The sequence below is a fragment of the Micromonospora coerulea genome (genome assembly GCF_016598485.1).
Lineage (GTDB): Bacteria > Actinomycetota > Actinomycetes > Mycobacteriales > Micromonosporaceae > Micromonospora > Micromonospora coerulea.
The window spans coordinates 1-20,443 of the sequence record NZ_JAEMUW010000041.1 but is presented as its reverse complement, the minus strand read 5'-3'; the positions used below and the strand labels follow the sequence as shown (position 1 = coordinate 20,443).

The 20,443-nt window shown below is 70.6% G+C and carries 19 protein-coding genes and 1 pseudogene; 5 read left to right on the top strand and 15 right to left on the bottom strand.

Annotation, left to right across the window (positions count from 1 at the left end; all coding sequences use genetic code 11):
- Positions 1 to 15: 15 nt before the first annotated feature.
- From I8N68_RS30145 to I8N68_RS30110, 8 genes and pseudogenes are all read right to left on the bottom strand, one after another.
- Positions 16 to 297, bottom strand: a complete 282-nt coding sequence (locus I8N68_RS30145; RefSeq protein ID WP_200216346.1) for a hypothetical protein — start codon at positions 295 to 297, stop codon at positions 16 to 18.
- A 182-nt stretch (positions 298 to 479) separates the two neighbouring features.
- Positions 480 to 1,622: a CapA family protein gene (locus I8N68_RS30140; RefSeq protein ID WP_200216357.1), complete on the bottom strand. Its 1,143-nt coding sequence runs from the start codon at positions 1,620 to 1,622 to the stop codon at positions 480 to 482.
- Between the two features lie 379 nt (positions 1,623 to 2,001).
- Positions 2,002 to 2,370, bottom strand: coding sequence for a KUP/HAK/KT family potassium transporter (locus tag I8N68_RS30135; RefSeq protein WP_200216344.1), 369 nt, complete (start codon positions 2,368 to 2,370; stop codon positions 2,002 to 2,004).
- Positions 2,367 to 2,729 carry a KUP/HAK/KT family potassium transporter gene (locus tag I8N68_RS34390; protein ID WP_372433910.1) on the bottom strand — a complete coding sequence of 121 codons (363 nt, stop codon included), beginning with the start codon at positions 2,727 to 2,729 and terminating at the stop codon, positions 2,367 to 2,369. The genes I8N68_RS30135 and I8N68_RS34390 overlap by 4 nt, the downstream gene beginning before the upstream one ends.
- 40 nt (positions 2,730 to 2,769) lie before the next feature.
- A pseudogene (locus I8N68_RS30125) lies at positions 2,770 to 3,246 on the bottom strand (amino acid permease); the annotation flags it as partial.
- Between the two features lie 51 nt (positions 3,247 to 3,297).
- The gene (locus I8N68_RS30120; protein WP_443673265.1) at positions 3,298 to 4,617 is read right to left on the bottom strand and encodes an IS701 family transposase; all 1,320 of its coding nucleotides are present in this window, start codon (positions 4,615 to 4,617) and stop codon (positions 3,298 to 3,300) included.
- A gap of 191 nt (positions 4,618 to 4,808) precedes the next feature.
- Positions 4,809 to 5,552 (bottom strand): hypothetical protein, encoded by a 744-nt coding sequence (locus I8N68_RS30115; protein ID WP_200216336.1) that lies wholly within the window; start codon positions 5,550 to 5,552, stop codon positions 4,809 to 4,811.
- Positions 5,545 to 6,045, bottom strand: a complete 501-nt coding sequence (locus I8N68_RS30110) for a SigE family RNA polymerase sigma factor (protein WP_200216335.1) — start codon at positions 6,043 to 6,045, stop codon at positions 5,545 to 5,547. Before I8N68_RS30110 ends, I8N68_RS30115 begins: the two co-directional genes overlap by 8 nt.
- Before the next feature lie 182 nt (positions 6,046 to 6,227).
- Between I8N68_RS30110 and I8N68_RS30105 the strand changes: the two genes are divergently transcribed.
- Entirely contained in the window at positions 6,228 to 9,455 is a 3,228-nt protein-coding gene (locus I8N68_RS30105; protein WP_200216334.1) for a S8 family peptidase, read from the top strand.
- A 109-nt stretch (positions 9,456 to 9,564) separates the two neighbouring features.
- Here the strand turns inward: I8N68_RS30105 and I8N68_RS30100 are convergent, their stop codons facing one another.
- A complete protein-coding gene (locus tag I8N68_RS30100; protein ID WP_200216333.1) occupies positions 9,565 to 10,221 on the bottom strand; it encodes a hypothetical protein in 657 nt (218 codons plus the stop codon).
- Positions 10,222 to 10,481: 260 nt separating this feature from the next.
- Here I8N68_RS30100 and I8N68_RS30095 point away from each other — a divergent pair, with 260 nt between their 5' ends.
- On the top strand, positions 10,482 to 11,729 hold the full coding sequence (locus tag I8N68_RS30095) for an epoxide hydrolase family protein (RefSeq protein ID WP_200216332.1): 1,248 nt from the start codon (positions 10,482 to 10,484) through the stop codon (positions 11,727 to 11,729).
- Between the two features lie 143 nt (positions 11,730 to 11,872).
- On the opposite strand, the gene I8N68_RS30090 is transcribed toward I8N68_RS30095, so the two are convergent.
- Positions 11,873 to 12,622, bottom strand: a complete 750-nt coding sequence (locus I8N68_RS30090) for a hypothetical protein (RefSeq protein ID WP_200216331.1) — start codon at positions 12,620 to 12,622, stop codon at positions 11,873 to 11,875.
- Between the two features lie 210 nt (positions 12,623 to 12,832).
- On the opposite strand from I8N68_RS30090, the gene I8N68_RS30085 reads away from it, so the two are divergent.
- Positions 12,833 to 14,302 (top strand): M1 family metallopeptidase, encoded by a 1,470-nt coding sequence (locus I8N68_RS30085; RefSeq protein WP_200216329.1) that lies wholly within the window; start codon positions 12,833 to 12,835, stop codon positions 14,300 to 14,302.
- A 44-nt stretch (positions 14,303 to 14,346) separates the two neighbouring features.
- Here I8N68_RS30085 and I8N68_RS30080 read toward each other — a convergent pair whose 3' ends face one another.
- The 5 genes from I8N68_RS30080 to I8N68_RS30060 all read right to left on the bottom strand — a co-directional run bounded on the left by I8N68_RS30080 (position 14,347) and on the right by I8N68_RS30060 (position 18,687).
- Complete coding sequence (locus I8N68_RS30080; RefSeq protein WP_200216327.1) at positions 14,347 to 14,838, bottom strand: DUF6098 family protein; 492 nt, start codon at positions 14,836 to 14,838, stop codon at positions 14,347 to 14,349.
- Between the two features lie 40 nt (positions 14,839 to 14,878).
- Positions 14,879 to 16,597 (bottom strand): arginine--tRNA ligase, encoded by a 1,719-nt coding sequence (gene argS / locus I8N68_RS30075; protein WP_200216325.1) that lies wholly within the window; start codon positions 16,595 to 16,597, stop codon positions 14,879 to 14,881.
- A 285-nt stretch (positions 16,598 to 16,882) separates the two neighbouring features.
- Positions 16,883 to 17,941 (bottom strand): tryptophan--tRNA ligase, encoded by a 1,059-nt coding sequence (trpS, locus tag I8N68_RS30070; protein ID WP_200216323.1) that lies wholly within the window; start codon positions 17,939 to 17,941, stop codon positions 16,883 to 16,885.
- Positions 17,942 to 18,034: 93 nt separating this feature from the next.
- Positions 18,035 to 18,202, bottom strand: a complete 168-nt coding sequence (locus I8N68_RS30065; protein ID WP_200216320.1) for a hypothetical protein — start codon at positions 18,200 to 18,202, stop codon at positions 18,035 to 18,037.
- A 41-nt stretch (positions 18,203 to 18,243) separates the two neighbouring features.
- The gene (locus I8N68_RS30060; RefSeq protein WP_200216318.1) at positions 18,244 to 18,687 is read right to left on the bottom strand and encodes a PRC-barrel domain-containing protein; all 444 of its coding nucleotides are present in this window, start codon (positions 18,685 to 18,687) and stop codon (positions 18,244 to 18,246) included.
- A 177-nt stretch (positions 18,688 to 18,864) separates the two neighbouring features.
- Between I8N68_RS30060 and I8N68_RS30055 the strand changes: the two genes are divergently transcribed.
- Complete coding sequence (locus I8N68_RS30055; protein WP_200216316.1) at positions 18,865 to 19,425, top strand: alpha-ketoglutarate-dependent dioxygenase AlkB; 561 nt, start codon at positions 18,865 to 18,867, stop codon at positions 19,423 to 19,425.
- Between the two features lie 82 nt (positions 19,426 to 19,507).
- On the top strand, positions 19,508 to 19,774 hold the full coding sequence (locus tag I8N68_RS30050) for an SCO4848 family membrane protein (RefSeq protein ID WP_200216314.1): 267 nt from the start codon (positions 19,508 to 19,510) through the stop codon (positions 19,772 to 19,774).
- Positions 19,775 to 20,443: the final 669 nt, after the last annotated feature.

Here is a 20,443-nt window from a genome sequence, read left to right as displayed (position 1 = left end):
TGTCAGTCGCCTTGATCACGGCGATCGAGCCGGGAGCCACGAGGTCGACGACCAGGCCGCGCGGTACGGCCCGGGCGGCGTCCACCGCTGGTCGGGCGAGCCCTCGCGCTGCAGGTAGTGGGCGATCCGGTCGCCGCTGTCGTGGTATTCGCCCGCCGAGACTCCGCCGAGGGCGCCGAACTGGAAGTACACCCGGTCGGCCACTTTTCTAGTGCGCCGGTCGCGGGTGCACTCGTGGAGGATGATCGCGCCGCCGGGTTCGAGCCGCTTCTCGAGGAAGCGCTCGTAGGTGGGCATTTCTCGGCGTGAGGGGTTTGGACTCCCCTAGGCGTCAGCGGCTCCAGCCGGTCGGCGACCCAGGCTGGCCGCCCGGCGCGGCGGTGGCCCCTGTCACCGTAGCGGCGCGGGCACCCCTTGATGGTGGTCTAGGTCGACGCGAGGTCGCGGTGCTGTGGCCCTTCGGGGAAGACGCGTGACGGTCAGCGCCGCATCCGTAGCCCGGCGGCCAGGGCACCGCGCATGTCGACGTACCGGGTGATCTGCTGCTGGACGCGGGCCAGGTCGGTCCGGCGCTCCTCGGGCGCCCGGACGTCGTTTACAGCGCTGGCCAGGTCGACCACCCGGGCCGCCGGCTGGTACTGCATCCAGGTGGCGTGCACCTCGACGCCGCTCACCTCCCATCGGCCCGACACCGTACGGGTGAAGGTGAACTCTGGCACCACCGCCTGCTGGGTGCTCTCCTCAGAGCCGTACGTGGTCAAGTTGCCCAGCCCGTACGCCACCCACTTCGTGCCGATCTTTTCAAACGGCTGTACCACGTGTACGTGGTGGCCCACGATGAGGTCGATGTCGGGGGAGGCGAGGAGATCCCGGGCGAGCTGGAGTTGGTCGTCGTTCGGTTTGTTCTGGTACTCCGCGCCCCAGTGCATCGACAGGATGACAATCTCCGCACCCTGGGCGCGGGCCCGCCGTGCCTCGGCCAAGACGGCGTTGCGGTCGATGAGGTTCGCCACCCAGTCCTGGCCGGCAGGCCGAGGGATGCCGTTGAAACCGAAGGTGTACGACAACTGGGCCACCTTTACCCCGGCCACGTCGAGAATGTTGGGCCGCGCCGCCTCCTGCGCGCTGCGCGCGGTCCCGGCATGGCGTAATCCGACCCGGTCCAGCCTGTCCAAGGTGCGGCCGATTCCCGGTAGACCCGTGTCGAGGGAGTGGTTGGACGCTGTCGAGCAGGTGTCGAAACCAGCCCATGCTGCGGCATCGGCCAGTTCGGGGGGCACGCTGAAGATCGGGTACCCGGTGAACGGGCCGGACGGCTCCCCCAGTGGGGTCTCCATGTGGCAGATCGCCAGGTCGGCCCGGCTCACCACTGGCCGTATCGCGGCCAGGACCTGGGTGAAATCGTGGCCGGCGCGTCCGGCGGCGCGGGCGTCGGTCGCGGCCTGGGCCGTCAACTCGGGATGCACCAAGAGGTCACCGGCGGCGACGACGGTGATCTGGGATTTCGGCGCAGGCGACTGGCTGGCGGTCGAAGCTCGCCCGGGCCGCTTGGTGTCCGCGCGGCTGAGCGGGCCGCCACAGCCAGCCACGAGTACGACCGACAGAAGCAGGGCAGACGACATCCTCATATGAACTATTTTCGCGTCATCGCTCGAGGCCGGGGCGAGAAGTCGAAAGCTCTTCCCCCCAGCGGTATTGATCTAGCGGAGGGACCTAGTAACCGGAATCGGGCGAGATGCCGCGCGACCTCGGCGCGGATCCGTCACCGATGGTCGTTGGTGGCCACCGTCGGTCCACCTCAGACGGCCTGGAGACGGCCTGATCTTGGTGCCATGGCCGAGAGCTTCGACCCCCGTCGGGTGAGCCTGGTCGCCCTGGCCAGGCGGTGTCAAAGACCGTGTCGGAGGGGGCGGTGAAGGTGGGAACACCGCCGGGTGGCTGTGGTGCAGCTACCCGTACCTTGGCGGACCCGTTGAGCAGCGCGGGCTGATCGGGGCGGATTCAGACGGGGACTTCGGCGCTGAGGACGATCGTGCGTTCCTCGGGCAGGTGAAGGAACTCGGCATGGCTGGCGGCGTTGTGGGCGAGGCCGATGAACAGGCGTTTACGCCAGATGGCCATGCCGGGCTGACGGGTGCACCGCAGAGTGATCCTCGAGACGAAGTAGGAGACCTGGTCGAGATCGATCCAATTGGCGAGGGGGTGAGGGGCGGCGTGGCGTAGGACCTCAGGGAAATCGGTGGGGTCCTGAAAACCGAAGACGGCGGTGATGTGGATGATGCCGTCGTTCGGGTCGCCGAGATCGTCGATGGTCAGGCGTTGATCCCACGGGATGTGCGGGACGTTGGCGGTGCGACCGGTAATGATCACAATTCTCTCGCGTGGTTGTGCGCGACGTTCGCGCGCAGTGCCAGGGGAGTCGTCTCTTTGTTGGGGTGGTGGGGGAACACCGCGGTGCCCGGCACCCAGGGGATGTTCGTGGCGTGCAGGGTGTCAATGAAGTCGCGCAGCGGTCCTTCCCGTTCGGTCCGCCGGGCGGTGACGAGCCCGGCTCCACGCCGCCACGTCAGCAGGACCGTGAACAGGACGATCGCGATGAGCAGCGTCAGCCAACCGCCGTGGGTGACCTTGGCCAGGTTCGCGGTGAAGAAGGTCAGCTCGATGCTGCCGAAGACCACCGCGAACAGCGCCAACTGCCAGGTGCTCCAGCGCCACCGCGCCCGTGCCACCACCAGGAACAGGGTCGTGGTGCACGGCGAAGATGCGCCCAGATTCGCGTACGCCGCGCAGGTTCATCGCGGTCAGGATGGCCACGAACCCAAGGTTGATCGGCACACGCCACGGGTTGAGGTCCGGAAAAGCGGAAATGATGTTGTCGACGCCGGCAGCGACCGACACCGCGACCGTCATCACGTAGTCCACCAGCAGCGCAGCTGCGACCACGAGGCCAGCCGAGGGACCTAGATTCGTGGTGGCGACCTCATAGGAGCCGCCACCGGACGGATAGGCGCGCACCACCTGCCGGTAGGACATCACCACGACTGCGAGCAGGACGATGACCGCCAGGCCGATCCACGGCGCCATGAACAGGTAGGACAGCCCGCCCAGGGTCAGCACAAGCATGATCTCCTGGGTGGCGTAGGCCACCGACGACAGCGGGTCGCTGGCGAACACCGGCAGGGCGATCCGCTTGGGCAGCACCTGCTCGCCGAGCCGGTCGCTGCGCAAGGGGCGGCCGACGACCATCCGTTTCATCCACTCCAACACGACGCCTAGTACGGCAGCCGCCGTTCGGGATCATGGCTGGAGTTCGAGGTTGAGGCGTCGGGTGTAGTGGGCTTGTCGGGCTCGGGCTTGATGGCGGCGTCGCCAGTCTGACCAGCGCAGACGGTGGGTGAGGTCGCGGATTGGGCGAAGAACGAGGGTGTTGATCATCCGGCGGACCTCGTTGAGGGTCAGTTTGATCATCCCTGTGTCGGCCGGGTCGTCGGTGGCGTCGGCGGCGCAGATCGCCAGAACGGCGAGGGCGGCCAGGGCGAGGGTGGTGAAGCGGTGCCAGGAGTCCCAGCGGCGGACCTGGTGCTGGTCCAGGCCGACCTGGCCCTTGGCGGCTTGGAAGCTTTCCTCGACCGTCCAACGGATGCCCGCCACCCGGACGAGTTGGGCCAGGGTGGCCGGGTGTGGGGTCCAGCAGCGGTAGAAGGCCAGCTCACCGGTGGTGGTGTTGCGGCGGATCAGGAGGCTGTGGTGGCCGCCGTCGTCGGGGTCGGCGTCGGTGGTGACATCGTCGAGCCAGGTCCAGTCGTAGTAGCGGGGCCCTTTCGACCCGGCTCCAGCGCTGCGGCGCTGCCACGCCGATCCCGGTAGCTCGGCGACGACCCGGTCAGCCCGGAGGCGGACCTTGCCGCCGTTGAGAGGGACCAGGTGGCTGCGGGACACGGCCAGGACATAGCCCAGCTGGTGTTGGCGCAGGTGGGCGCGGAAGACGCTGCTGTTGCCGTAGGCCTCGTCCGCGGCCGCCCATGCGGCGGGGACGCCGGCGTCGAGGGCTGCGGTGATCATGTCGGCGGCCAGCTCGGCTTTCGTGGCGAAGGCGACCTCGTCGGGGACTCCGGCGCCCTGGCAGCGGTCCCGGTCATCAGTCCAGGACATCGGCAGGTAGACCCTACGGTCGATCAGCGTGTGCCCATGCCGGCGGGCGTAGCCGCAGAAGACCCCCACCTGCGCGTTCTCGATCCTGCCGGCGGTGCCCGTGTACTGGCGTTGCACCCCGACCGTGTGCACACCCTTCTTCAGGTCCCCGGTCTCGTCGACGACCAGGACCGCGTCCGGGTCACCGAACCGGTCGACGATCACCGCCCGCACGTCGTCACGGACGGCGTCGGCGTCCCACACCGCCCGATACAACAACCTTTGCATCGCGTCCGGCCGGGCGTGCCCGGCCTGCTCCGCCAACTGCCAGCACGTCTTGACCTCGATGTCGGCCAGCAGCCCGGTCACGAACGCCACCGCCGCCCGGCGTGGCTCGACCCGCCCGAACCGTCCCGCGAACGCATCGCACACCCCGGTCAGGACCTGCCGCCATCGGGCAGGGTTTACGCTGTGGCACGCGGCCACCGCCAGATCTGAAGTTTTGTCCACAGCAGACAGACGATCACGCGGTGGCCGCACCTCGTCTACCGGCCCTCACCAGCAACATCTCAAACGGCGGCTGCCGTACTAGTCAACGTCGTGCCCAAACCCTCGCCCGCGATCTTGACGGGTTCTTAATGCCCAACCGGACGATCTTCACGCGGTCTTGGCGTTGCTCAGCGGGTGGGGCTGCTCCCGCCGTCCAACCGCTCGGCGGCGGCGGGACCGCGGTCCTCGAACTCGTACGTGGTAGTCAGGCCCTCGGGCAGGTCGGGGACCAGGGCGTTGGTGCCGTCGATCACCTGGACGTAGCGCTTCCCCTGGAAGATCGAGTAGCTCCCGTCGGCGACCTGCTCGATCCGGAAGAGCTGCGTCGGCGCGGTCGGGTCGCACACCCGGCCGCGGACGCTGCCCGGGGCGGCGTCGTGCACGACGGTCATGCAGACCTGGCTGGCGCCGCGCGGCGTGGTCAGCATGATCCGGAATCTGTCCCCCTCGGGGTGTAGGACCCACAGCGCCCGGTCGTCGATGCCCCGCTCGGTGGTGGCCCGCACCCGGTCGTTGTCACGGCCGATCGCCAACGCGGCCCCACCCATGCCGGGCACCACGATCAGGACCTGCCGCCGACCGTCGAGGATCTCCTGCGGTCCCGCCGACGCGGTCACGGACGGGGCGACCGATGGCGGGACCTCGCCCGCTGGGCCAACAACGCCCCGGTCCGGCGTCTCGACGTGGTCCCGTGCCGGCAGCAGGGTGGCGCCAGCGGTCACGACCAGCACGGCCAGGCCCGCGCCGGTGACGGCCGCCCGGCGCCGCCGGCGCTGGTCGCTGCGGCGGCGCAATGTCTGCGCTGCGGGCAGCGTCGTGACTCGCCGGACTCCGTCGGCGACTGCCGTGAGGTCGTCGTGCGGATCAGCCATGGGAGGCCCCCTCCTGGTGTGCCTCGGTCAGCATTCCGGCCATCGCTCTTCGACCGCGGGCAAGGTACGACTTGACGGTCCCGATGGGCACCCGCATCTCGGTTGCCACCTCGGCAACGCTGAGATCGTTCAGGTGGTGCAGCACGACGGCGCGGCGCTGGTTGGCGCTCAGCCGCTGCAGCGCCTGTAGCAGGGCGACGTGGTCCTCGCTGAGTCCGGGCACGCTCTGGTCGACGGCGGCCCGACGGTGTGCACGTATCCGGTTGAACGTCTTGCGCCAGCTGCTCACCGCGATCCGGGAGGCGACCCGGCGGACCCACGCCTCCGGGCTGTCCGCCTCCCGCACAGTCCGCCAGCGCTGCCAGGCCCGCATGAAAGCCTCGGCGACGGCATCCTCTGCCTCGCCGCGGTTACCGGTCAGCGCAAAGACGTGACCCACGACCCGTCCCGCGCAGGCCGCGTAGAAGGCGTCGAACTCCTCGGCGTCACGCATCTGACCGGTGCCCCCCGAAGCCTCGTCCCGCGGTTACCGCGGAATGCAACAGGGCAGGGGCAATCGGCCGCGCCGGCACGGGTCACGATTGTGACCACCATCACACCCCAGAAGATCAACCCGTCCACCGGGCGAGGCGTCATCGTGCCGACCCGGGAGAGACCCGTGGCGGAGAGGACGATGTGCGACGACGGCAACGACGCGCCCTGACAGCCGGGCTGCTCGCGACCGCGCTGGCCGCGGCGGGCCTGACGGCTCACCCGGCGGACGCGCAGGAGAGGTCGGCGGCCGCGCTCCCCGGCACGCCCGGCACCTTCACGCTGATCACCGGGGACCGGGTGTCGCTGGACGCGGACGGCCACCCGGAGATCCAGCGAGGACCGGGGCGGGCCGGCATGCGGTTCGTGAGCAGCCGGGAGGGCGGCCACCAGTACGTCGTCCCGGTGGACGCGGTGCCGCTGCTGCACGACGGGCGACTCGACCGCCGGCTGTTCGACCTCACCGCTCTGGGCCAGTTCGGCTACGACGACCGGACGGCCGAGCTACCGCTGCTGGTCGCGTACCCGGAGAACATGGCGGCGCAGGCGCGGTCCGCCACCGGCGGTGCGGCCCGGGTGCGGGCCGACCTGCCCGCCGCCCACGCGCTGGCCGTGCGGGCCCGCCGGGACGACCGGGTCGAGCTCTGGTCGTCACTCACCCGCGGCACGCCGTCGCAGCGCACGCTCGCCGCCGGAATCACCCACGTCTGGCTCGACGGCAAGCGCCGGGTCTCCCTGGAGCACAGCGTGCCGCACATCGGTGCCCCGGCGGCCTGGCAGGCCGGCTTCGACGGCACCGGCGTCACCGTCGGCGTGCTGGACACCGGGATCGACGCCAACCACCCCGACTTCGCCGGACACCTCGCCGCGGTCCGGGACTTCACCGGCGGCAACGACCCCGGAGACACCGTCGGCCACGGCACCCACGTGGCGTCGACCATCATGGGCAGCGGCGCCGCCTCCGGCGGCAGGAACCGCGGCGTGGCCCCGGGCGCGAAGCTCGTCGTCGGCAAGGTGTGCGCCACCTACGAGTGCCAGGACTCGGACATCATCACCGGCATGGAGTGGGCCGCGTCGCAGGCCAGGGTGGTCAACCTGAGCGTGGGCGGCACCGACACGCCGGGTCTGGACCCGCTGGAGACGGCGGTCCAGGACCTGAGTCAGCGGTACGGCACACTCTTCGTGGTCGCCGCCGGCAACGAGGGCAAACCGAAGTCGGTCTCGTCGCCGGCCACCGCGGACGACGCCCTCGCCGTCGCCGCGGTCGACGCCGACGACCAGCGGGCGTACTTCTCCAGCCGGGGTCCCCGCATCGGCGACAACCACATCAAGCCCGAGATCAGCGCCCCGGGCGTCGACATCGTGGCGGCTGCCCCCGGCGGCGGCTACGCCTCCATGTCGGGCACGTCGATGGCAACTCCGCACGTGGCGGGTTCGGCCGCGATCCTCGCCGGACAGCATCCCGACTGGTCCGGCCCGCAGCTCAAGGCCGCTCTGCTGGGCTCTGCCGAGCCGGCCGCCGAGAACACCCTCTACGAGCTGGGCGCCGGCCGGGTGGACATCGGCCGCGCGGTCGCCCAGCCGATCGCCGCCGAGGTCGGCGCGATCGACTTCCCGGTCCAGCGCTGGCCCCACGCCGACGACACCCCGTTCTCCCGCGTCATCGGCTACCGCAACACGAGCACCGCGCCGGTCACCCTGTCCCTGGCCGTCACTCCGGCGCCGGCCGGCATGATCACCGTCAGCCCGGCCACCCTGGTGGTGCCGGCCGGCGGCCGCGCCGAGGCGACGATCACCGTGGACACCCGGGTGGACGCTCCCGACGGCGTCTACCAGGGCGCGCTGATCGCCACGGGCGCCGGGGACCTGCGGGTACGGACGCCGTTCGCGCTCAACCGGGAGATCGAGAGCTACGACGTCCGGCTCAACCACACCGGGCGCGACGGCGGACCGGCCACCGAGTACGAGACCGTGGCGGCGAACCTGAGCACCGGCGAGTTCAGCAACCTCGTCGGACAACCGGGCGGCGGCACCCTGCGGCTGCCCAAGGGCCGCTACGCGCTGTACAGCACCATCCACGAGGGCGACCTGTCGACCCTGCTCGCGCAGCCGGTCCTGGACGTACGCGGCCCGGTCACCGAGGCGCTCGACGCCCGTACCGCCCGGCCGGTCTCGCTGACCGTGCCCCAGCGGGACGCCGCACCGCTGGCGATCAACGTGAGCGCGAACTGGAACGACGACTTCCGCTACCCGGGTGTCCAGCTCAGCGGGATGTCGTTCGCGAACGTCTTCTTCGGCCGGATCGGGCCCGCCGTCGCCGCCCCCGAGTTCACCGCGACGCTGGGCATCGGGCTCGCCCGCCCAGGCCCCGACGGGACCTTTCGGAACAGCCCCTACACGTACGACCTCGCGTACGTCCGCCAGGGCGACATGTTCACAGGCCTCACCAAGAAGCTCTCACCGAAGAACCTCGCCACCGTCAAGGCGACCTACCGCAGCCAGTCCACCACCGCGACCGCCGCCCGCTTCCACCGCGCGGCGTCCCCCGGCGGCCCCGGCCCGATCGGTTCGAGCACGTCGGTCGACCTGCCGTTCCACGCCACCGAGTACTACAACACCGACGGCGGCATCGTCTGGACGTCCACGTTCGTCGAGGGCGACAACCTCACCACGCAGGAGTCCACCTTCCAGCCGGGCAGGACGTACACCCAGACCTGGAACGCGGCACCCTTCGGGCCCACGGTGGGCCAGGCCCCGGCTTGGTCACCGCTCGGGTACGCGGGCCGCGACGGCGACACCATCTCGGTCGCATCGCCGCCCCTGTTCGGCGACGCGGCCGGCCGCCCCGCCAGCCGCGACGACCTGCAGGTCCACCTCCGGTTGTCGCGCAACGGTAAGGAGATCGCCACCGCGGACGGCCCGTACGCGGACTTCCCGGTGCCCGCCGGCAAGGCCACCTACCGCCTGGAGGCGACCGTCACCCGCGGCGCCCCGGACACCCTGTCGACCTCGGTCTCGGTGGCCTGGACCTTCACCTCGGCGCACACGTCGACGCCGGAGCGGCTGCCCCTGACGACGGCCCGGCCGACACCCGCGCTCGACGACACCAACGCGGCACGGGCCGGCACGACGATGGCCGTACCCGTGGCGCTGGACCGGCTGGCGGGCTCGGCGGCCGCGCCCGGCCGGACGCTCGACGTCTCGGCCTCGTTCGACGACGGCCGGACGTGGGTCGCGTTGCCGGTGCACCGGGGCATCGCCCTCATCAGTCATCCGCGACGGCCCGGCTTCGTCTCGCTGCGCCTGAAGGCCACCGACACCGCCGGCAACACGGTGACGCAGACGATCCAGCGGGCCTACCGGATCGCCTGACCCACGGCCGAGTCCGGGGCGGCGGCTGCGTGCCGGCACCGCCCCGGACTGCGGCGTCCGCCGATCAGCCGCATTCGAGGTACGCGCCGTCTCATGCTTAACGTTTGGCCTACCCCGCGAGCGTGCTGCGGGCTGCTACGAGAAGGTCGCGCCATTCCTCGTACGGGAAGCCTGCCGGGTCGTCGGTGGGCATGCCGCGCATGCTGTAGAAGGGGTAGTCGCTGTCGTCCTCCTGAACGGCGTAAAGGTTGCCCGACTGGTCGCGGGTCCAGGAGACGCCACGTCCGCGGAAGTCGCGGCGTGCCAGCCAGTCGGTGACGTTCGGCCAGTAACCAGCCCAGCCAGCCGGGCGCAGTGACTCGAACGCCGTGTGCATGGTCGAGGTGATCTGCTCGACGTCATCGTCGTCCTGGACGCTGACGAAGCGGCAGAGCAGGACCAGCGCGGGACCCGGGTATGGCATTAGCGGGTCGAGGGTGGCTACCGCGCGGCAGATGACGTCGAGTTCCCACCACCGGAACGCGAACGGGTGCCAGTGAGCCATGTCGTCCCAGCCGATGCTGCGAACGCCGTCCGACGTCGGGGTGCAAATACCGAGCTCGTAGGAGTCGTACCGGCCCTGCACCTCAAGCACCAGCTGGCAACCGCCACCTACGGAAAGCTCAGCGGTGGTATCCGGGACTGGGGCCGCGCCCTCCGCGTAGAAGAACGTCTGCCAGAAGGCCGGATCATGAAATCGCTCGCGGAGACCGTTGGGGACCAGCATCGGCGCAGGGTACCGGCCTCAGAAATTGAGCGTCGTCCCGTCCGGGATTGCTCGTATGGCTCTGGACGCGGGGAAAGGCGTCCTACGCTCTGGACAGATGGGGCCGCGTGCCCCTGCTGGCCTAGCACAAGTTCGGGCGGCGCCTTACCGAAGATGCCCCTCGGGAGGCAGGAGCCGGGGGCATGCCATTTGTCTGCGGTAGGCGGGCGGAGACCACCCGCTCGGCCTCAAAAGGCGTTCAAAGCAGAAGGGAGGCCTGCGTGGCCGTCAAGACGGAAGCGCGAACGGGCGCCGCAGAAGTGCGGCCATTCAATATCGAGGTTCCCGAGGCGGACCTTGAGGATCTGCGCGCGCGCATCAGGGCCACGCGCTGGCCGAACAAAGAGACCGTCGACGATGACTCGCAGGGCGTGCCGCTCTCGCTCATGCAGGACCTCGCTCGCTACTGGGCGAACGACTACGACTGGCGCAAGTGCGAGACGCGGCTGAAGGCCCTCCCCCACTTCGTCACCGAGATCGACGGTCTGGAAATCCACTTCATCCACGTTCGCTCGAAGCACGAGGACGCGCTCCCGCTGGTCGTCTGCCATGGCTGGCCCGGGTCGATCATCGAGCAGCTGAAGATCATCGGCCCGCTCACGGATCCGGCGGCGCACGGCGCGAGCCCGTCGGACGCCTTCCACGTCGTGATCCCGTCGATGCCCGGATACGGGTTCTCCGGCCAGCCGAACACGACCGGCTGGGACCCCGTGCACATCGGGAAGGCCTACGTCGAGGTCATGAAGCGGCTCGGGTACACCCGGTTCGTCGCGCAGGGCGGCGACTGGGGCGGGATCGTCGTCGACGCGATGGCCGGCGGCCGCGCCGATCCGGCGGCCGCCGAGCCGGCGCCACCGGAGCTGATCGGCATCCACACCAACTTTCCCGGCGCGGTTCCGCCGGACCTCTTCCTCGCGGCTTTTGCCGGCAGTCCGGCGCCGGGCGGTCTCTCCGACGAGGAGCTGAGCACGTACGAGCAGATGGTCAAGTTCTTCGGGACGCACGTGGCGTACGGGCTGATCATGGGGACGCGCCCGCAGACGCTCTACGGTCTGGCGGACTCACCCATCGATCTCGCCGCGTTCATGCTCGACCACGGCGACGGGAGCGGTCAGCCCGGCATCGTTCAGCAGGTCCTCGAGGGACGTCTGCGAAAGCCGAGCGACCTCACGCGCGACGACATCCTGGACAACATCACGCTGTTCTGGCTGACCAACAGCGGGGTGTCCTCGGCGCGGCTGTACTGGGAGAACAAGCTCCCCTTCTTCGCTGCCAAGGGCGTGACGATCCCGGTCGGCGTGAGCATCTTCCCCGACGAGATCTATCGGGCTCCGCGCAGCTGGACGGAGCGGGCGTACCCCAACCTCGTCCATTACAACCGGCACGACAGGGGCGGGCACTTCGCGGCCTGGGAGCAGCCGCAGTTGCTCTCGGAAGACATCCGCGCCACGTTCCAATCGCTGCGCTAGCTAATAATCCGAAGAGGACGGGCGAGCAACCCACGGACATAAGCAAAGGAAGAGCGACCAGCCATAACGGCGAGGTCGGGGGCTTTCGTCCCCGCCGGGACCGCGGGGAAACCCCTCCCTCAGCGGAGCGGCGAGCGTTTCCATCAGTTGCCCGTACGAGTCCCGTCGCCCACGCCACACCGGTTGAGGGCATCGGCGATGACGGCCGTCATCAGTTCGGTCATGGCCCAGCCGTCCGTGACCGTGAAGCGCACATCCGCCCCCGCCCGGGCTCGCATCGCCCGGTCGCAGAGCTCCGCCCACGCGGGGAAGCGCTCGGCGGTGTAGCGGCACGCCCCGCTCCTGGTGGTGACATCACCCGTCGCGAGCGTGTGGTGGAGTCGGCTCGGTCCGGTGACTCCCCAGACCATGGTCTCGGCTGGGATGGGATCGTCCGCGACCAGCGTCCCGAGCTCCCTGCGAGCTTTTGCTACCCAGGTGCTCCAGTAGCCCGAGAGGTTGCCGCGCAGCCAGGCTCGCAGATGGTCTTCATCCAGGGCGACGGCTGGCCGGTCACCACGGACGGGAACGCCGTGCCGAGCCACCTCGAGCCAGGTGACCGGGTTCAACTGGCCGGCCGGCTTGGCGGGCGTGAACTCGCCGGCCAGGATCTGCGGGGCCACGTCGTCGACGCGGGAACTGGCCGCCAGTTGTTCCCGGGTGAGGTAGATGCCGTCGTAGTGGGGACCGGACGGCAGTTGCGCGTGCACCTCGGGGAGTGCCGCGAGTTGGGCGGGCGACGGTTCGGCGTCCATGACCGCGACGAAGTCGATGTCGCTGACCCAGGCCTGGAAGTCGCCGAGCGGTATCGAGCCGGTGATCAGGAGGCCCGTGACCAGGCCGGGAACCCGCATGTCGAGCTGGCGGAGATGTGCTGTCGTGGCCGTCCGAGCAGCATCGATCATGCGCCGAGTGTCGCACCCGACGGTCCGGTGGGACTGCCCGTGACCGTGGCGACCGTCTTGGTGTAGCCGTTGGCGTACGGCACCGAATCGGAAAGCCGGTCGGCACCCGGCTGCGCCACCTGCCCCCACGGAAAACGCCGACTCACGTACGGTGCGCTGATGCGTCACCCTGTACTCCTTACCCTGCTCCTGCCGCCGCTGCTCGTGGCCGGCTGCACCTCGAACCCGGACACCCCGGCGAGCGGCTCCTCGTCCCCCTCGGCCAGCCCCAGCCCGACCGTGCCCGCGGTCGACTACACGGCCTGGCGCGCCGGGAACTCGACTCCGGTGGCCGACCCGATCTACCCGGCCCGTGGCACCGCCGCGCTGGACGTCCTGCACTACGGCCTGGCCCTGGAGTGGGCGCCACCGACGAAGACTCTCACCGGCACCGCCACCCTCCGGATCCGTCCCACGAAGGACGCGCCGAGCCTCGTCCTCGACTTCATGCCGTACCAGGTGGACGGGGTGACGCTGGATGGCACGACGGTCACCGGCACGGTGGCCAAGGAGAAGTTGACCGTCGCCGCCCCGGTCACCGCCGACAAGCCGGTCACCCTGGTGGTGAAGTACCACGGCAGGCCGAAGACCACGCCGATGCCGTCGCACCGCAGCGATGTGGAGGCCCTGGGGCTGACCGTCACCAAGGAGGGCGGCCTCTGGACGATGCAGGAGCCGTTCGGGGCCTTCACCTGGTACCCGGCGAACGACATGCCGTCCGACGAGGCGCTCTACGACATCCAGGTGACGGTGCCGGCGGGCTGGTCCGCGATCGCCAGCGGCACGCCCGCCGGCCAGACCGGCACCACCTTCACGTACCGCAGCGCCGACCCGGTGGCCAGCTACCTCACCACTCTCGCCGTTGGCAAGTACCAGAAGCTGACCGTCAAGGGCCCGCACGGCCTGCCGCTGACGTACTGGTACCGCAAGGGCACCGACGACAAACTGCTGCCGTACCTGAAGAAGTCCCCGCAGTACATCGCCTGGCTGGAGAAGCGGTTCGGGCCGTACCCGTTCCCGTCCGGCGGAGTCGTGGTGGTGGACTCGGAATCCGGCATGGAGACCCAGCAGATGATCACCATGGGCCGGAAGATCGAGAACACCAAGGCCCGGCGGGACCGCTGGGGCGTCGACCTGCTTCACGAGTACGCCCACCAGTGGTTCGGCGACTCGGTCACCCCGACCACCTGGACCGACCTGTGGCTCAACGAGGGCTTCGCCACCTATGCCCAGGATCTCTACACCCAGGACGTCCTCAACCTCAGCGACGCCAGCCTGGACCGGTACACCCGCGAGGCCGACGCCAAGCTGCGCAAGAAGCTGGGCCCGCCCGGCAAGCCCAACCCAAAGAACTTCGCCGAGGGCAACGTCTACCTCTGCCCGGAGGCGATGCTGCGGGAGATCCACAACCTGATCGGTGACAAGAAGTTCTTCGCCCTGGCCACCGCCTGGGTGCAGCAGCAGAAGAACACCCAGCAGGACCGGGCCTCGTTCATCGCCTTCGTGAACAAGCAGACCGGCCGCGACCTCACCAAGCTGATCACCACCTGGTTGGACTCGAAGACCACCCCGAAGTCCATCGTTCCGTGAGCCGGTGTGGCGGCGCCGGCCACCGTGCCGGCGCCGCCACCCTGTCAGTCCGCCCGGTGCAGTGGCCCCCACTCGGCGGACGCCTGCTCCTGCACCGCCTGCTCCGCCTCGCGCAGCGCCCGCTCCGACACCCAGGCAACCGGGCGCCGGCACTGGACCAGCGGCTCGTTGTCCGGCCCGCGTCCGCACTGCTCCCCGACCAGCACCCAGGGGCGTACGCCCGGGCCGCGCAGCTGCCGGAGGTGGCAGTAGTCGTAGAGTCGGCGGGCCACCCAGAGGCGCAGCGGCCGATCCCCCCACCAGGACTCCACCGCGAGGGGATTCGCGGAGAGGCCGGGCAGGTCGATCCCGGTCAGCGCGTCCTTGCTGGACTGCTCGGCCCCGTGCCCGCCCGCGAGGTCGGCGTCGGGTCCCACCGACCAGCGGACGTACAGCTCCTCCCCCGGTCCGCTCCCGCAGAACAGGACGACGAGCTGGTCCAGGTCCTCGACGACCGGCAGCAGTGCCTGGTTGGGCAGCCCTCTCATGAGCGTCATGTGCCCGGCAGGGCGTGAACCATTCATCCTGATTCGGCGGTCACATCCGCTCCGGCGTGCGGATGCCGAGCAGGTGCAGTCCCTGCCGCAGCACCCGTGCGGTCAGCTCGCAGAGCACCAGCCGACTGTCCCGGACCGGCTCGTCGGCTCGCAGCACCGGGCAGCGCTCGTAGAACGCGCTGAACGCGGTCGCCAGCCGGTGCAGGTAACCGGCCAGGTGGTGGAACTCCAGGCTTCGCTCCACCTGGGCGACCACCGCGCCGAAGCCGACCAGCTCGAAGGCGAGCGCCCGCTCCGCCGGCTCGGCCAGCGAGATGCCCGCGTCGAGCCGGGCCGTCCCGCCGGCCCGCCGGAAGATCGACCGGATCCGGGAGTACGCGTACTGGAGGTAGGGCGCGGTGTTGCCGTCCAGCGACAGCATCCGCTCCCAGTCCAACACGTAGTCCCGGTGCCGGTCGCTGGACAGGTCGGCGTACTTCACCGCGCCGATGCCGACCGCCCGGCCCACCTCGGCCGCCTCCGCCTCGCCCAGCTCCGGGTTCCGGCTGTGGGCCATCGTGGTGGCCCGGGCGATCGCCTCCTCCAGCAGGCCGACCAGCTTGACCGACTCGCCGGCCCGGCTGCGCAGCATGCGCCCGTCCGGTCCCAGGATCGAGCCGAACCCGACGTGCTCCGCCCGCGCCGGCGCGGTCAGCCAACCGGCCTGCTCCGCCACCGCGTACACCATCTCGAAGTGCCGCCGCTGCGGCAGGCCGACCACGTAGAGCAGCCGGGTTGCGCCCAGCCCGCCGGCGCGGTGCCGGATCGCCGCCAGGTCGGTGGCCGGGTAGCCGTAACCGCCGTCTGACTTGCGCACGATCAGCGGCAGCGGCGCGCCGTCCCGGCCGACCGAGCCGGGCGGGAAGACGCAGGCGGCGCCGTCGCTCTCCCGGAGCAGGCCGAGCCGGTCCAGGTCCGCGACCACCGGGGCGAGCAGGGCGTTGTAGCTGCTCTCGCCGTGGAAGTCGCGGTCGGTCAGGGTCACGTCGAGCAGGTCGTAGACGGTCAGGAAGTAGCGTTCGGACTGCTCGACGAGGAGCCGCCAGAGCCGCAGCGTCGCCTCGTCGCCGCCCTGCAACGCCACCACCCGCAGCCGGGACCGCTCCCGGAACGCCTCGTCGGCGTCGAACTTCGCCCGGGCGGTCTTGTAGAACGAGTCCAGGTCGCCCATCGACAGTTCCTGCGTCGCCTCGGCCTCGCCCAGGTCGACCAGGTGCTCGATCAGCATCCCGAACGGCGTGCCCCAGTCGCCCAGGTGGTTGGCCCGGATCACCCGGTGCCCGAGCCACTCCAGCAGCCGGGCCGCCGCGTCGCCGATCACCGTCGAGCGCAGGTGCCCGACGTGCATCTCCTTCGCCACGTTGGGCGCCGAGTAGTCGACCACCACCGTTTCCGGGGTGGCGCTGACCGGCACGCCGAGCCGCGGGTCGGTGGCCAGGGCGGAGACCAGCCCACCGAGGGCCCGCTCGGCGACCGTCAGGTTGAGGAAGCCCGGCCCGGAGACCTCGGCCGTGGCGCAGAGGTCGTCGAGTTCCGCGCGGGCCAGAACCTCCGTCGCGATCGACCGCGGCGCCCGGCCCAGCCGCCGGGCCAGCGCCAGCGCCGCGTCGGACTGGAAGTCCGCGCGCTGGGAGCGCCGGACCACCGGGTCCACCGGTACGCCGGCCACCGCCGAGAACGCCGGCGCCAGCCGGTCGGTCAGCAACTTCTCCAGATCCATGGGTACGCCGATCTCGCTCGGATCCGCCTCGCGCGGATCTCCGGACGGGGAATGCGGGCGGACCGAGGAACGATCGGCGAACGACCGGCGGCTCGATCCGCCGGTCGCAGGAAGGACGTGCTCAGCGCAGGCGGTCGGAGGATCGCCGGCGTCGCGTCGCACCGACCGACACGTCGCAGGACGTCGGCACGAGGGTGCGGCAGCTGGTCACGGAGGCAGCGTAACCGGCCGGCCCGGGGAGGGCGCAAGGCCCTTCCCGGGCCGGCATCCGGTCGTACGCCGAAGTCAGGCCGGCGTGGCGACGGCCTTCCGGTAGCGCTCGGCGCGCCGCCGTACCTGGGTGTACGCGCTGGTCAGGCCCATCGCCCGGCGGACCTCGACCAGGGTCCGGCGCACCTCGGCCCGGGTCCGCTCGGTGCCCTCGAAGATGAGCTGGTCGACCAGGCCGCTGGTGCCCTCGAACCGGGCCCGGCGCTCCCGGATCGGGTCGAGGAACCGGTTGAGCGCGACGGCCAGCTCCTCCTTGACCTCGACGTCGCCGATCCGGCCGGCCCGGTAACGCGCCTTGAGCTCCGCGACCCGCGCCCGGTCCGGGTTGAACACGTCGTGGTACGCGAAGACCGGGTTCCCCTCGACCGTGCCGGGCACATCCGCGCGCACCCGGTTCGGGTCGGTGTACATGCCCATGACGATGCGGCGGACGGTCGCCGGGTCGTCGGAGAGCGCGATGGCGTTGCCCTTGCTCTTGCTCATCTTGCCCTGGCCGTCCGTGCCGAGCAGGGTCGGCGTGTCGGCGGCGATCATCTCCGGGACGGGGAAGACCTCCCCGTAGAGGTGGTTGAACCGCCGGGCGATCTCCCGGGTCACCTCGACGTGCGCCGCGTTGTCCTTGCCCACCGGGACGACCTGCCCCTTGACGCAGAGGATGTCGGCGGCCTGGAGGACGGGATAGCCGAGCAGCCCGTACGGGATCTCCTCCTTGCCGGCGTCCCGGGCCATCTCCTTGACCGACGGGACGCGTTCCAGCCGGGGCACGGTGACCAGGTTCTGGAAGAGGGTGTTCAGGTCGCCGACCTCGGGGATCGCCGACTGGAGGTAGAAGGTGGCCCGCGCCGGGTCGACCCCCGCGGCGAGGATGTCGGTGACCATCTCGCGGGCGTTGCGGGAGACCTGCTCGATGTCGCCACGGGTGTTTCTGGTGGTGAGCATGTGCAGGTCGGCGATGATGAAGAAGCTCTCGTACCGCTGGTGCAGCCGTACCCGGTTGGCGATGCTGCCCACGTAGTGGCCGAGGTGCAGCCGACCGGTCGGGCGGTCGCCGGTGAGCATCCGTGCGGTGGACATGGTGGTACGCCTTTCGTGCCGAGGAGAACGGTGGACGGGCGCGCGGGCGCGCGCAGCGACCCGGGGTGGACCCGGATCAGTGCAGTCGGCTCGTCAGAGCGCGAACCGCCATCGCCCGCCGGCACGGAACCGCAAACCACCGGCACGGAGCAGGTCGAGGATCTGCTCCCGACCGTCGTCGACACGGAGCGGGAAGGCCGGAGCGGCAGCCGCCGGGAGACCGTCGAGGGTCTCCGGGGTGCGGGTGCTCGGCCGGACCATGGCTCCACGGTAACCGGTCGACCCGCACGCCGGGGTCCCGGTCAGCCCTGGCGGTAGCTGTCCGCGTAGTAGCCGCCCACCCGCTCCCGGTACTCCGGCCGGCCGAACTCCTCCGGGTCGAAGGCGGGAGAGTTCTTCACCTGGTCGCGGGTGCGGTCCACGTACACCGTGCGGGTGAGGTGGTCGACCCGGGCGACCGTGCCCACCGGCAGCAACACCTTCCGTCCGAAGATCCACGGCCCGGTGTCCACCACCAGGTACCGGACACCGGCCTCGTCGCTGGCTTCGTCGATCGCGCCGATCCGGCCGTCCGTCGCCTCGACGCGGTAACCGGTGAGGTCGAGCGGGGTGCCCGGACCCGGGGCGTCCGGGCCGTCGTCGGCACCCCTCGGCCGTTGCCGCGGCACCTCGGCGGGGTTGGTCTGGTCGTACCCGCCGGCCAGCGCGGACGGGTCCCGCCAGGTCCACGGATTGAAGGGCTGCATCGTCGCCTCCGGTATGTCGTCGCTATCCCGAACGGTGCCCGGCGGACGGATCCCGGAAACGCGTCCGCAATTCCGCGGTCCCGACCGACATTGCGCTGGGATCGCATCATTCGGCGGTCGCGCCGAGCCGGCCGACCGATCCACCCGCCGGCCGTTATGGTCGGCGGGGTGGGGCGCATGCGCGGTGCCGTGGAGCGGCCGGCCGGCCTGACGTACCAGCCGGAGCTGCTCACCGATGATGAGGAGCGGTCCCTGCTCAGCACGCTGGGGGCGCTCGACTTCCGCGAGGTCCGGATGCACGGGCAGGTCGCGCGGCGTACCGTCCGGCACTTCGGTTTCGACTACGACTACGGCTCGTTCCAGTTGACTCGGGCCGAAGCTCTGCCGGTGGCGTTGCACGGGCTCCGGGATCGCTGCGCCGACCTCGCCGGTTGCGCGCCGGAGGCCCTGGCCCAGGCACTGGTGACCCGCTATCCCCCGGGCGCCGTGATCGGCTGGCACCGGGACGCGCCCGCCTTCGGGCCGACCGTCGTAGGGGTCTCCCTGGCCGCCGCGTGCCTGTTGCGGTTCCAGCGCGGCACGGCCGAGGCGCGCCGGGTGTACGAGCTGGAGCTCGCCCCCCGCTCCGGGTACGTGCTCACCGGGGCGGCCCGGTCCAGTTGGCAGCACAGCATCCCCCCGGTACCGGCGCTGCGCTACTCGGTCACCTTCCGCACCCTGCGGCCGGGTCGCGCCTGAGCCAGCGCGTCGGCCCGGTGAGCTGCGCCGGAACCGCGACTGCGGCGGACGGGCCGGGACGGCGCTGGCATACTGACCAGCCATGATGTTGTCGCGTGGCTGGTCGCTCTTCCTGGTCGGCGTCGGGATCTGGACCTGGGTGATCTGGCCGAGGTTCGCGGTCGCCATCTGGAACGACCCGCGCGCCTGGTCCACCGGCACGGTCGGCGAGGGCGCGGGCACCAGCTTCCTCTGGGTGCACGTGCTGCTGATCGCCGCGTCGCTGGCGATCGGCACGACCGCCGGCGTCCTCGGCGTCCGGGGCTGGCGGGCTGCTCGCCGCGTCGACCGCCAGTCCGCCTCCCGGTGACCGTCGTCGTGCAGTGTCCGGGCCACGTGCCATCCGGCGCAGTACGAGCTGCCCCTGTCGACGGGGCCTTAACCCCCGCCGGCCGCGCGGCCTCGTCGGCCGTTGCGGCGTTGACCAGGCCAGATAGGCCGCCGGTGATGGTGTGACGGGAGACGCCCCCGGCGGATTTGACGATCAACTCGCCGGGGCGTAACTTTCTCTCTGCCAGCGCGGAACGGACGAAACAGGCGAAAGTCCTGGAGGCCGGAGCGCGGGAATGCCACCAGGGTCGGTCGGGTTGTCTACCGGTACGAGCCTGGACCGGGCGGTGCGACCACAGGTCGCGGAGCCGGCCGGGAGGCAGGGAATGACCCCCGGGGCTCGGATGGTTGACTCCATCAGGACCTGGACCGGCCGGTGCCCCCCCGATTCGCCGCGAGGCGGATTTGGCGAGGCGGAACCGACCGGGTAAGGTTGACGATCGGCAGGGAAACGGGCGAGCGTACGGGAGACCGTAGCGGCCGTCCTGCCAAATCCGATGACCAAGCGAGCGGTTCGCCGCTGCGCGGGTTGCCGGTGCCGACCCGTACGAAGCGTGACACACCGGGACACACCGGTTGACACGGGGAAGACGGTGAGGTAACGTAGTAAAAGTGCTCGTCGCGGGAGCGGCGGGCGCGGGATGAACGA

Coding starts and splice junctions, on each gene's coding strand:
- I8N68_RS30060 (WP_200216318.1), bottom strand. CDS start 18,687: ATGCAGCCCTTCAATCCGTGGACCTGGCGGGACCCGTCCGCGCTGGCC.
- argS (WP_200216325.1), bottom strand. CDS start 16,597: ATGGATCTGGAGAAGTTGCTGACCGACCGGCTGGCGCCGGCGTTCTCG.
- I8N68_RS30145 (WP_200216346.1), bottom strand. CDS start 297: ATGCCCACCTACGAGCGCTTCCTCGAGAAGCGGCTCGAACCCGGCGGC.
- I8N68_RS30110 (WP_200216335.1), bottom strand. CDS start 6,045: ATGCGTGACGCCGAGGAGTTCGACGCCTTCTACGCGGCCTGCGCGGGA.
- I8N68_RS30080 (WP_200216327.1), bottom strand. CDS start 14,838: ATGACGCTCATGAGAGGGCTGCCCAACCAGGCACTGCTGCCGGTCGTC.
- I8N68_RS30140 (WP_200216357.1), bottom strand. CDS start 1,622: ATGTCGTCTGCCCTGCTTCTGTCGGTCGTACTCGTGGCTGGCTGTGGC.
- I8N68_RS30050 (WP_200216314.1), top strand. CDS start 19,508: ATGATGTTGTCGCGTGGCTGGTCGCTCTTCCTGGTCGGCGTCGGGATC.
- trpS (WP_200216323.1), bottom strand. CDS start 17,941: ATGTCCACCGCACGGATGCTCACCGGCGACCGCCCGACCGGTCGGCTG.
- I8N68_RS30065 (WP_200216320.1), bottom strand. CDS start 18,202: ATGGTCCGGCCGAGCACCCGCACCCCGGAGACCCTCGACGGTCTCCCG.
- I8N68_RS30085 (WP_200216329.1), top strand. CDS start 12,833: ATGCGTCACCCTGTACTCCTTACCCTGCTCCTGCCGCCGCTGCTCGTG.
- I8N68_RS30090 (WP_200216331.1), bottom strand. CDS start 12,622: ATGCGGGTTCCCGGCCTGGTCACGGGCCTCCTGATCACCGGCTCGATA.
- I8N68_RS30115 (WP_200216336.1), bottom strand. CDS start 5,552: ATGGCTGATCCGCACGACGACCTCACGGCAGTCGCCGACGGAGTCCGG.
- I8N68_RS30100 (WP_200216333.1), bottom strand. CDS start 10,221: ATGCTGGTCCCCAACGGTCTCCGCGAGCGATTTCATGATCCGGCCTTC.
- I8N68_RS30055 (WP_200216316.1), top strand. CDS start 18,865: ATGCGCGGTGCCGTGGAGCGGCCGGCCGGCCTGACGTACCAGCCGGAG.